Source organism: Chryseobacterium sp. BLS98 (assembly GCF_001045445.1).
GTDB lineage: Bacteria > Bacteroidota > Bacteroidia > Flavobacteriales > Weeksellaceae > Chryseobacterium.
This window is the reverse complement of the sequence record NZ_LFNF01000002.1, coordinates 978,003-990,181: the sequence shown is the minus strand read 5'-3', so window position 1 is coordinate 990,181 and position 12,179 is coordinate 978,003. Positions and strand designations below refer to the sequence as shown.

The following is a 12,179-nucleotide window of genomic DNA, read 5'->3' as shown; positions in this document are numbered from 1 at the left end:
TCCGGGCTTAATTCCGCTTTACTGTTAATTCGAAATCATCATCCCGCATCTCGTACCCCGTAACTTATAATACGTTTAACGTCTGTTCTTTAATTTTTTCCAGATCATCTTTCATCATGACTACCAGTTTCTGGATCTCAGCATGATTGGCCTTTGATCCTAAAGTATTGATCTCCCTTCCGATTTCTTGAGAAATAAAGCCAAGTTTTTTACCGTTGAAATCTTCATTATCCATTACTTCCTTGTAATACTTAAGGTGCTGGGTGAGCCTTACTTTTTCTTCAGCAATATCAAGTTTTTCTGTAAAATAGGCCATTTCCTGGTAGAAACGTGTTTCGTCTACGTTTTCAAATTCTTTTAAAGACTTCTGGTAGCGTTCTTTTACGGCAATGATTCTTTCTTCTTCAAAAGGAATGACTTCGGAAAGATACTGATCAATATTCTGGATATTTCTTTCCAGTTCTTCGTGTAAAATTGTTCCTTCTGCTTTTCTGAATTCCATAAAACGGTCTACTGCGGCATGCACAATTTTGGCCAAAGCCTCCCATTCGCCTTCCGTAAGCTCGTCGGGTCTTGAAGTAATGGCATCAGGAAGCCTTACTGCCATTTTCAGGTATTCAAAGTCCGGACCGTCAGAAGCAATGTTACGAAGTTCATTGATATAAGCATCTATTAAACTCTTATTAATTTTCACATCGTTGGATTCTTCCAGATTTTCCAGATTGATGTAGCAGTCTACCTTTCCACGGATAATTCTGTCGTTCAGGATTTTTCTGATTTCGAATTCTTTCTCTTTATAGCGTAAAGGTACTTTGATATTTAAATCAAAGCTTTTGCTGTTCAATGATTTAATATCTATCGAAATCTTTTTACCTTCAAAAACACCTTCGGCTCTGCCGAATCCCGTCATTGATAAAATCATAGTTTTTTATTGTTGTACAAAGATAAACATTTAAATTAGCACTGTGAAAAATTTGATTTCTGTTGTAGGACCCACTGGAATAGGCAAAACAAGACTGGCAATTGATCTGGCAAACCATTTCAATACCGAAATTGTTTCCTGTGATTCACGCCAGTTTTTTAAAGAAATGAAAATAGGGACTGCAGCACCTTCTGAAGAGGAACTTGCAGAGGCTCCCCATCATTTTATCGGGAATCTTTCCGTTCAGGATTATTATTCTATCGGGCAGTACGAGGAAGATGCCCTGAAAAAACTCAACGAACTTTTTGCAGATCATGACACCGTTATTTTAGTTGGGGGGAGTATGATGTATGAAAAAGCTGTGATCGAAGGTCTGAATGATCTGCCGGAAGCCGATGAAGCCAACCAGAAGAAATTACAGGAAATTTTTGATCATGAAGGGATAGAAAAACTTCAGGATATATTAAAGAAGTTGGATCCCGAATATTTTGAAGTGGTGGATTTTCACAATCACAGAAGACTTTTACGGGCTATTGATGTAATCTGGCAGACGGATAAAAAATATTCCGAGCAGATTGCTGTTTCCCAGGATTCCAGGGACTTCAATGTGATCCGCATTGGTATTGAAGCACCGAGAGAAGAGCTTTATGACCGGATCAACAGAAGGGTGGATATAATGATGGAAAAAGGTTTATTGGCAGAGGCGGAAAGTCTTGAACCCTATAAAGATCTTACGGCATTGAAAACGGTAGGATATTCCGAATTATTTAAATATTTCGACGGTGAATGGGACCTGGATTTTGCCGTTTCTGAGATCAAAAAAAACAGCCGCAGATATGCAAAACGTCAATTAACCTGGTATCGAAAGGCAGATGATATTCATTATTTATCTTTAGGATATTCTCAAGAGGATTTTAAAAATCTTTTGGGATGGATTGTTGAACAATTTCAAAAATAAATATCCTTATTTTTATCTGCTTTATTGTTTTATTATTTGGGTTTACGAGAAATAAAAGCGGCCCCTGGAAATCAGAGGCCGCACTAAAAACAATATAATAAAAATTTACTACTTCCAACCGCCTCCAAGCGCTCTGTAAAGATCTACAATGCTGCTCAGTCTCTGTCTTTTTATAGAAGCAAGATTCAGTTCAGCCTGCAGAGAATTTCCCTGAGCTGTAATCACTTCTAAATAATTAGCCATTCCGCCTTTGTAAAGCATTTCGGCACTTTTTATTCCGTTTTTCAATGTTGTTACCTGATCTGCTGCTTTCTGTTCCTGAACTTTCAGGCTTTCGTTGGAGACTAATGCATCAGAAACTTCACCTACTGCATTTAATACAGACTGACGGAAAGCCAGAACATTTTTCTCTCTCTGAATTTTAGCTACATTAAGATCTGTCTTCAACTGTCTTTTCTGGAAAATAGGCTGGGTAATCCCTCCCAATACAGATCCGAACAGAGAAGCCGGAATCTGGAACCAGTTATCAAACTTAAAAGAATTCACTCCTCCGTTGGCTGTAATTTTTAAAGCAGGGTACATATTCGCCTGAGCTATTCCTACCATAGAATTAGATTCCAGTAAAACCAGTTCCTGCTGACGGACATCCGGACGACGGCTCACCATTGCTGCAGGAAGTCCTGCGGAAATATTCTGTGGAAGCGAAGTATCGGACATTTCAATCGTTCTGCTGATTTTAGCCGGATTTTCACCTACAAGAATGCTCAAAGCATTTTCCTGAATGGCGATATTCTGTTCCAGCTGTGTAATCAGCAATTCTGTAGACTGTTTCTGAGCGGTTGCCTGCTGTACACCTAAAGAAGTTGTATCACCGCTTTGCCACATTTTTTCAGTGATGGAAAGGGTATTGGTGCTGAGTTCCAGGTTAGCTTTTGCAATCTGAATCTGTCTGTCAAGCATCAACAAATTATAATATCCCTGAGCAATCGCAGCTACCACCTGGGTCTGTACTGCTTTTGTCGCTTCATAGGTCTGCAGATACTGCATTCTTGAAACTTCCTGCTGGTTTTTAATTTTTCCCCATATGTCAGCTTCCCATGAAAGGTTGAATGCTGCATTATAATCCTCAACGTGATTTTGACCTAAAAATGAGTTTAAGCTCTTCCCGTTCATGCTGTTTTCCGATGGTTTGGAAATCTGTGCTGAAACCCCGAAGCCTACATCAGGATACTGCAGGTATTTGGCCTGTTTCAGTTTTTCCTGTGAAGAGGCAACCTGTTTTAAGGCAATCTGAAGATCATAGTTATTTTTAATTCCTTTTTCAATCAGTCCCTGTAGAATAGGATCGCTGAAAAACTGTTTCCATTCCAGATTGGCGATGCTTGCTGTATCAGCGGTAGCTGTGTACTGGAATTTTTCCGGAAGCTGAAGATCCGGTTCCGAGTACGCCAGTTTGGACACACACGAAACCGAGGCTACAGCCAATATAAAAGTTAGAAAAATGTTCTTTATTCTTTTCATAATTTTTTTAAATAAATTTTTAATTGAGTACAAAAACTTTGAGAAATGGTGTTGCAAATTGTCTTTAATAGGAGAGTGCTTTGCTTTTTTAAACCATTAAGGATATTGAAGAAACCTTAACAGTTCACAGAAAACTTAATTTTAATATCTCAAAGTTTTGTACATCATTTATTTATTAATGAGCAGTCGCTAAAAGTTCTTCCTGCTGTTTTTTCAGAAGTCTTCTCTTTTTTCTGCTTGGCATTTTTTCATGCAGATACTGGAAAATCACATACATCACCGGAATAATGAAGATTCCAAATACCACTCCTGTAAACATTCCGCCTACAGTACTGATTCCGATGGAATGATTACCTTTTGCTGCAGCTCCCTGAGTCCAAACTAATGGAAGCATACCGATAATAAAGGCAAATGAGGTCATCAGAATAGGTCTCAGACGCAGTCTTGAAGCCTGAAGTGCCGATTCAATCAATGTTTTTCCTGCTTTTCTTCTCTGAACTGCAAATTCTACAATCAGAATCGCATTCTTTGCCAATAATCCTACGAGCATGATCAAACCTACCTGAACGTAAATATTATTATCAATTCCGGCTAATCCTGTGAAGGCAAATACTCCAAAAATTCCTGTAGGAACTGTAAGAATTACAGCAAACGGGAGTATATAACTTTCATACTGTGCCGCTAACAGGAAATACACAAACAGTATACTTAAAAGGAATACGAATGCTGTCTGGCCGCCTGTTTTAATCTCTTCACGGGTAATTCCGGTCCATTCATATCCAAAACCTCTAGGAAGTGATTTCTGGGCCACTTCTTCTACTGCTTTAATGGCATCTCCGGTGCTGTACCCCGGTTTTGGAGTTCCGTTAATGGTAACAGCGGTGAACAGGTTATTTCTCGTTACAGTTTCAGGTCCGAAAGTTCTCTTTAAAGTCACTAAAGTCTTTACAGGAACCATTTCGCCAGTATTGTTTTTCACATAAATTCCTTCCAGTGAGTTGGCATCTGTACGGTAAGGAATATCTGCCTGAGCCATTACCCTGTAATATTTTCCAAATCTGTTGAAATCCGAAACGAAGCTACTTCCGTAATAGATCTGCATGGTCTGCATAAGTTCCGTTACAGAAACTCCCAGCTGATTGGCCTTATCCGTATCTACATCAATCGTATACTGTGGATTTCCGGCAGCATAGGTGGTAAATGCAAAGGCAATTTCCGGGCGTTTCATCAGCTCCCCGATGAAGGCCTGTGTCGTTGCTCCCAATTGTTCAAAAGAACCGTTGGTTTTATCCTGAAGCATAAACTCAAAACCTGAGACGTTACCAAAACCTTGTACGGTAGGGAAATTGAAAAAGAATGCATTGGCATCTTTTACCTGTGAAACCTTACCTGTTAAAGCAGCTGCAATCTGATCCGGATCTTTCATTTCACCACGGTCCTTATAATCTTTAAGCTTAATAAAACCTGCAGAATAAGGGGAGGCATTTGCATTACTGATGAAGTTCATCCCATCGGCAACCCAAAGGTGATTCATGGCTTTTTCACTTTTTACGATCTTATCAATCTGCTCGGTGGCTCTGTTAGTTCTTTCAAGTGAACTTCCGGGAGGTGTATTTACAGCATACAGAACGAATCCCTGGTCTTCCGTCGGGATAAATCCTGTAGGAGCTTTTTTAATTAAGAAAACGCTGGCTGCAATAATAAGTGCTAGACCTCCTACGGCAACCCATTTGTTTTTAATTAAAAATTTAAGACTGTAAATATATTTTCTGGTCATATTGTTAAAGGCCACATTGAATGCGTTGAAGAATTTAGCTCCAAAACCTTTTTTCTTGCTGTGCTCATCATGTGCTCCCTGAGGATCATTTAAGAATAAAGCACATAAAGCAGGGCTCAATGTCAGTGCATTTACTGCTGAGATCATAATGGCGATCACCAGTGTAAAAGCAAACTGTCTGTAGAAAACTCCTGCAGGTCCCTGCATAAAACCAACAGGAATAAATACTGCACACATCACCAATGTAATGGAGATAATAGCACCGGAAATTTCACTCATGGAATTCGTGGTTGCCTGCTCTACCGGCATTCCGGTATGCTCCATCTTTGAATGGACGGCTTCTACCACAACGATGGCATCATCTACTACAATACCGATCGCGAGCACCAATGCAAACAGGGTCAACATATTAATACTGAAACCAAATAATTGCAGGAAGAAGAACGTACCGATGATAGCTACCGGAACTGCAATTGCAGGAATTAATGTAGATCTGAAGTCCTGAAGGAAAATATATACTACAATGAATACCAGGATAAATGCAATGATCAATGTTTCAACAACCTGATGAATAGACGCATCCAAAAAGTCTTTGGAATTGTACATAATGATCGGTTTTACTCCTTTCGGAAGCGTTGTCGAAAACTGATCTACCTGTTTTTCAATCTCAGAAAGAATGTCGTTTGCATTGGAACCTGCCGTCTGCAGGATAGCGAACCCGGCTACCGGCTTCCCGTCAACTCTGTTGGTTGCAGTATAGGTGTAAGAACCGAATTCTACTCTGGCTACATCTTTTAATCTTAAGAATGAACCGTCATTATTGGCTTTGATGGCAATATTTTCGTAGTCCCCGTTCTGGTTTAATTTCCCTTTATATTTTAAAATATATTCGTAAGTTTCCTTACTTCCCTGTCCAAGACGTCCCGGTGCAGCTTCAAGGTTATGGTCTTTAATGGCTGCCATTACTTCCTGCGGAGAAAGGTTATTGGCTGCCAGACGGTCCGGCTTTAGCCAGATTCTCATGGAATAATCCATGGTTCCGAAAACCTGAGCCTGGGCAACACCCGGAATACGCTGTATCTGAGGTATAATGTTGATTTTCAGATAGTTTTGCAGAAACAACTCGTCATATTGCTTGGGATCTTCACTGGTCAATCCCATGAACATGATCATACTGTTCTGTACTTTCTGTGTTGAAATCCCGGCTTGAACGACCTCCTGAGGAAGCTGGCTCATAGCCTTGGATACTCTGTTCTGAACGTTTACAGCAGCATTGTCGGGATCAGAACCCTGCTTGAAGAAGACGCTCAGCGTCATAGTACCGTCGTTACTGGAATTGGAAGTCATGTAAGTCATGTTCTCAACCCCGTTTACTGCTTCTTCAATAGGCGTTGCTACTGATCTTGCCACAACCTCTGCGTTCGCTCCCGGATAGAAGGCCGTTACCTGAACGCTTGGAGGAGCAATGTCCGGGAAGAGGGTAATCGGCAGATTGAAAACCGAAAGCGCTCCCAGCAATAGCAGTATGATGGAGATGACCGTTGAAAGTACCGGTCTTTCTATAAATTGTTTTAACATAAGAAGTTTATTTTTTTAATGTTTAAACCTTTATCAATTTGATTTGGAACACTTAAGTTTTTAGTTTAAAAGTTTTTATGGACTTTTGAGATAAATTGTATAAGTTTAAACAGTTCTTATAAATAGTTCGTATTCAGGATACTTACAAAGGCTTAGCTCTCAGCAGACTGTCGGATGAAATTGTTTTCGGCTTGATAGAAACACCGTCTTTTAAGTTCCCGATTCCTGTGTAAACGATTTTATCGCCTGGAGTAACTCCTTCAGATACAAAGTAATAGCCTGAAGTTTTTCCTGAAATTTTAACCGGTTTGCTGGTTACCTTGTTGTCTTTTCCTAAGATATACACATAGGTTTTATCCTGAATTTCAAAGGTAGATTCCTGCGGAATAACGACAGCATTGGAAAGCATCTGAGGCATACGCACTCTTCCTGTATTTCCGGTTCTCAAAGTTCCCTGTGGATTTGGAAAAACAGCGCGGACACTTATAGCTCCGGTTGTTTTGTCAAACTGCCCGTCTACAATGCTCATCTTCCCTTTTTCAGGGTAAATGCTGTTGTCGGCGATAACCAGATCTACCATCGGCATGTTTTTCAGTTTTTCTTCCAGACTTGCTCCCGGATATTTATTCTGAAATGCAATAAAATCAAGCTCGCTTAAAGAAAAGTAAGCATAAATTTCGCTGATATCCGATAGTAAAGTCAATGGACTAGGATCTGTTCTTGAGATCAGGCTTCCTTTTTTGTAAGGAATTCTTCCGATGTATCCGCTTACAGGTGCTGTGATCGTTGTAAATCCTACATTGATCCTTGCGTTTCCTACTGATGCTCTGGCTTGTGACGCTGCGGCAACAGCTGCGGCATAATTAGCTTTTGCTGTTTTTAGCTGTACATCAGAAACCACTTTTGCAGCTACCAAAGGCTGAAGTCTGTCTACTTCCACTTTGGCTTTTTCGATATTGGCATTGGCAGCCTGAAGGTTGGCCTGAGCCATATTCACCTGCTCGCCATAGCTTCTTGAATCTATTTTAAACAAAGGTTGCCCGGCTCTTACGTAAGAACCTTCCTCCACGTAGATCCTGTCCAGGTATCCGTCTACCTGAGATCTGATTTCTACGTTATTTTTACCCTCCAGTGCGGTAGGAAATTCCTGATATGTTGTAGCTGGAGATGTGATCACGGTATAAACCGGAAGCTCCGGTGCAGGCGGTGCTGCATTGGAACCTTCTGCTGCTTTGGTGCAGTTCTGCAAAAGGATAATACTAGATATAAGTACAATAAACCTTATTTTTCCAGGTATTTTCATTGTTGGTTTAATTTTTTTAATGAAGTGTTAGATTTAAGTGATAATGTTCATTTAATAAATTCTGTTATTTTTTCTAACAGTGTTAATGAGAGGTTCAAAAAAAATTTCAGAATTTTTAATAAAGGAGTCAGATCGTCATTTCCATAATAGTTGTCTGTTTAATGTTGGATATGTATATATAATGAGGTGTATTAATTATGTGTTAATTTATCTAACAGTGTTAAGTGAAAGGCTAAAGTTTTCCGGAAATATGTGGATGATGGCTTCCATGGCTTGTTTTTTTAATTTTTAAATTGAATAATTACTTGTTATTCGATGTTATTTTTCCTAACGGTGTTAATCTTTGATTCAAAAAAAATTTACAGAGACTTAACAAAAGCAGAAACTGTTTCGTCCAAAGTCGTTTTATTCATTGTAGAAGGAATATCTGTATTTCGCATCATCATAATAGAAATCAGGCCATGTACTGCTGAAAATAAAGCGTGAGACATATGGCAGGCATTCTCTGTATTATTTCCGTTCTTCTTGATAATGTTGTAGGTACATTCATAAATCAGGTCCTGGAATGAAGAAAATTCCTCTTTCATCTGGCCTTTTCCACTGCACTGCATTCCCAGACCAAACATCAGCTGATAATATTCTTTATTCTTAAAAGCAAAATCCCAATAGGCATCCACTATAGCAATAAGCTGCTCTTCCGGAGTGTCAAATTTTCTCTGCGCTTTTAATAATTCTATATGAAGACAGTGGAAACCATTGATGGAAATTTCATACAAAATGGCTTCTTTGTTTTCAAAATAATCATACACCACAGGAGCGCTGTACTCAATAGCATCTGCTATTTTCCGCATCGAAAGTGATGCCCAGCCCTCTGTTTTAGCCAAACCGAAAGCAGCCTGCAAAATATTTGCACGGATGGATTCTTTCTCTCGTTGACGGCGTTCATGTAAGCCCATGATTTTTATTTACTAACAGTGTTAGCAAAACTACAAACTTTTACACATATCTTCCAAATGATATTTGATATTTAACATTTAACGCAAGTTTATAAATTCCTGAATTGGCTTGTATTAAAAGAAACTTTATCTTTGTGGACAAAGAAATAAAGGATATGAATACTCCCTCAAATATGCTGGCACTAGGAACCAAAGCTCCTTTTTTTGAGCTTCCGAACCCGTCAAAAACTAACGAAATTCAGTCTCTGGACGAGCTGAAAGGAGAAAAAGGAACGCTGGTGATCTTTATGTGCAACCATTGCCCGTTTGTACTTCACGTGATCGACAAGATTAACGAGCTGTATGAAGATTATAATGATAAAGGAATTGAATTCATTGCAATCAATGCCAACGACGTGGAAAAATACCCGGCAGATGCCCCGGAAAAAATGATCGAATTCCAGATTGAGAGAAAATTTGACTTTCCTTATTTATATGATGAAAGCCAGGCCGTAGCAAAAGCTTATGATGCTGCATGCACGCCGGATTTTTATTTCTTTGATGATAAACTTGACCTGATCTATAGAGGACAAATGGACGATTCGAGACCGGGGAACAATAAAGATGTAACCGGAGAAGATCTCATCATTGCTTTTGAAAATCTTTTATTGGGTGAGCCTCAGGAAGAGATTCAAAGACCGAGCATGGGGTGTAATATTAAATGGAAGTAATAGAGTTCAAAGTTTAAATATTAAAGTTTAAAGTTTTGATTTTACTTATAATATAGCTGTTCTTTTTAAGAGCAGCTTTTTTATACATAAGTATCTGTGCCATCCGTGCAATCTGCGGGAAATAAACTACATTTTGTATGAAAAATACTTCGACTTCGCTCAGCATGACAAACGAAGAGAGGATTACATATTTCTAAAAACCAGCTGTAATTTTCATCTCATTTTCAATCTTCAGATCTACATTCACTTTATTATGTGAGAAATTCTTTATAAACTCAGAAGGGGTTTTCTCCGTATATTTTTTAAACATCCGGTTAAAATACGTCACGTTATTAAATCCACAGCTATAGCTGCACTCTGAAATACTTTTATCCTGAGACATCAGCAGGCAGGCTTTATTGATGCGGTACCGGTTCACAAACTCTGTAAAAGTAATCTGGGTAGCCTTTTTGAAAAAATTACAGAAAGCGGGGAGAGTAAGATTCGCAATCCGGGCTACATCTTCAATATTGATTTCCCTGTCATAATGATGTTCTACATAAGTAAAGATATTCTCCAGTCTTGTTTTATTTTTTGAGATAATGGTATACGGCATGATTTCCTTGTTCAAAAGATCATAATCATTGCATTGGGAAAGTTCAAATAAAATTTCAAGTAAAAGCAGGTATCTTTTGTAGCCTTCTGATTCCAGCATCAGTTTCAGCTTGGGAAGCATTATTTTTTTTATTTTAGAATGAAAGTGGATCCCATATTTGGAAAGCTCCAGCAAATTTTTGATAGATCTTGCTTCCACTTCCTGTTGCGGAAACTGAAGGATTTCCTCCTTGAACTGCAGAACAATTTCTTCATGAGGATCCGTAGAATTCAATCCAAAACCGGAATGGGGGATATTAGAGCCTATCAATACCAGATCCCCGTTCGTATAATTACTTTTATGATACCCGACATGGCGGGTTCCGTTCCCGGAAATCACGCATACCAGCTCAATTTCGGGGTGGTAATGATACTCCCATTTGAATTCCGAGATCGGCGAATTGTTGTGCAGCGTGCGGAAGGAGCTCTTTTCACTTGGAATGATTCTTTCAAAACTGACTTTCATCTCATTAATCGTATTTATTCAATAAAAATACTAATTATATTAATATAGTTCAAATATTGATTTATTGTGTTAAATTAATGTTAAGTCAAATGCTTCTATCTTAGCTGGCAAGAAATGATCTCCATGAAAAATTTCAATATTAAAGCTGTATTATTTTTAAATTATTTCGTTTTCGCGATTCTTTTGAATTCCGTGGGAACTGTTATTCTTCAGGTACAGCAAAACTTCGGAATTTCAAAATCTTCAGCCAGTGTCCTTGAAGGCTTTAAAGATCTTCCGATTGCTATATGTTCCTTTATTTTGGCATCGTTTCTGCCAAAAATAGGGATCAAAAATTCTATGCTCATCGCTCTTTTCCTGGTGAGCGGTATGTGTTTTGTAATGCCGTTTTCAAATGATTTCTGGTTTTTCAAACTGTTATTTACCATTGTAGGAATTTCATTTGCGCTCATAAAGATTTCCGTTTTTACCTCTATTGGTCTGGTGACAAATACAGATAAGGAACATTCAAGCTTTATGGGCTTTCTGGAAGGGTTTTTTATGATCGGGGTACTGGCAGGAAATGTGCTTTTCAGCTTATTTATAGATGATCATAATCCGAAATCAACCCAATGGATGAATGTGTATTGGGTGTTGGGAACCCTTTCAGCATTATCATTCCTGTTTTTATTCTTTTCAAAATTAAATGAAAGCGAAGCCAGAAGCGAGAAAACGGATTTGCTGGGAGACCTTAAAAACAGCATCAGCCTATTCAGCTATAAAAAAGTGCTGTTTTTTCTTCTGTGTGCTTTCCTTTTCGTATTGGTGGAGCAGAGTTTCCAGACCTGGACGCCTACTTTTTATAAGGAAATTTTAAAGCTGCCTACTTCTATGAGTATCCAGGCCGGAGCAGTTTTAGCCGGAGCTTTTGCCCTGGGAAGATTTCTATCTGGTTTTTTCTCCAAGAAATTCAGCTGGATCTATGTGGTTTCCTTCTGCGTGATTGGTTTTGCCATCAGCATACTTTTGGTTCTGCCATTAACCCACAATATCCAGATCAGTGAAGGTACTGGTTGGTTCAATGCCCCGCTTGTGGTGTATTTATTTCCATTAATGGGTGGTTTGCTGGCACCGATTTATCCAAGTATCAATTCTGTGATTCTGGCGTCTATTCCCAAATATCTGCACAGTGCCATGTCCGGACTTATCGTAGTTTTTTCTGCCATAGGAGGGACAATAGGGTCTATGATCACAGGCTTTGTGTTCCAGGAATTCAGCGGACAGCAGGCATTTTATCTTTCACTGATACCCCTTTCTCTGCTGATTATTTCAGCTATTTTCATGAATAAATTAAAAATAAATCCTAAGAAATAATA

General features: G+C 38.8%; 9 protein-coding genes. 3 read left to right on the top strand and 6 right to left on the bottom strand.

The features are described 5' to 3' along the window. Positions 1–64 precede the first annotated feature (64 nt). The gene (locus tag ACM40_RS09515) at positions 65–922 is read right to left on the bottom strand and encodes a YicC family protein (RefSeq protein ID WP_048502559.1); all 858 of its coding nucleotides are present in this window, start codon (positions 920–922) and stop codon (positions 65–67) included. A 43-nt stretch (positions 923–965) separates the two neighbouring features. Between ACM40_RS09515 and miaA the strand changes: the two genes are divergently transcribed. After that, positions 966–1,880: a tRNA (adenosine(37)-N6)-dimethylallyltransferase MiaA gene (gene miaA, locus ACM40_RS09510; RefSeq protein ID WP_048502558.1), complete on the top strand. Its 915-nt coding sequence runs from the start codon at positions 966–968 to the stop codon at positions 1,878–1,880. Positions 1,881–1,988: 108 nt separating this feature from the next. On the opposite strand, the gene ACM40_RS09505 is transcribed toward miaA, so the two are convergent. From ACM40_RS09505 to ACM40_RS09490, 4 genes are all read right to left on the bottom strand, one after another. After that, positions 1,989–3,401, bottom strand: coding sequence for an efflux transporter outer membrane subunit (locus ACM40_RS09505; RefSeq protein ID WP_048502557.1), 1,413 nt, complete (start codon positions 3,399–3,401; stop codon positions 1,989–1,991). Positions 3,402–3,576: 175 nt separating this feature from the next. Continuing rightward, positions 3,577–6,756 carry an efflux RND transporter permease subunit gene (locus ACM40_RS09500; RefSeq protein ID WP_048502556.1) on the bottom strand — a complete coding sequence of 1,060 codons (3,180 nt, stop codon included), beginning with the start codon at positions 6,754–6,756 and terminating at the stop codon, positions 3,577–3,579. 142 nt (positions 6,757–6,898) lie between these two features. Further along, positions 6,899–8,059: an efflux RND transporter periplasmic adaptor subunit gene (locus tag ACM40_RS09495; protein ID WP_048502555.1), complete on the bottom strand. Its 1,161-nt coding sequence runs from the start codon at positions 8,057–8,059 to the stop codon at positions 6,899–6,901. A 359-nt stretch (positions 8,060–8,418) separates the two neighbouring features. Further along, the gene (locus ACM40_RS09490; protein ID WP_048502554.1) at positions 8,419–9,015 is read right to left on the bottom strand and encodes a TetR/AcrR family transcriptional regulator; all 597 of its coding nucleotides are present in this window, start codon (positions 9,013–9,015) and stop codon (positions 8,419–8,421) included. A gap of 155 nt (positions 9,016–9,170) precedes the next feature. On the opposite strand from ACM40_RS09490, the gene ACM40_RS09485 reads away from it, so the two are divergent. Next, on the top strand, positions 9,171–9,725 hold the full coding sequence (locus ACM40_RS09485; protein WP_048502553.1) for a thioredoxin family protein: 555 nt from the start codon (positions 9,171–9,173) through the stop codon (positions 9,723–9,725). A gap of 193 nt (positions 9,726–9,918) precedes the next feature. On the opposite strand, the gene ACM40_RS09480 is transcribed toward ACM40_RS09485, so the two are convergent. Then, a complete protein-coding gene (locus ACM40_RS09480; RefSeq protein ID WP_048502552.1) occupies positions 9,919–10,824 on the bottom strand; it encodes an AraC family transcriptional regulator in 906 nt (301 codons plus the stop codon). 123 nt (positions 10,825–10,947) lie between these two features. Here ACM40_RS09480 and ACM40_RS09475 point away from each other — a divergent pair, with 123 nt between their 5' ends. After that, entirely contained in the window at positions 10,948–12,177 is a 1,230-nt protein-coding gene (locus ACM40_RS09475) for an MFS transporter (RefSeq protein ID WP_048502551.1), read from the top strand. Positions 12,178–12,179: the final 2 nt, after the last annotated feature.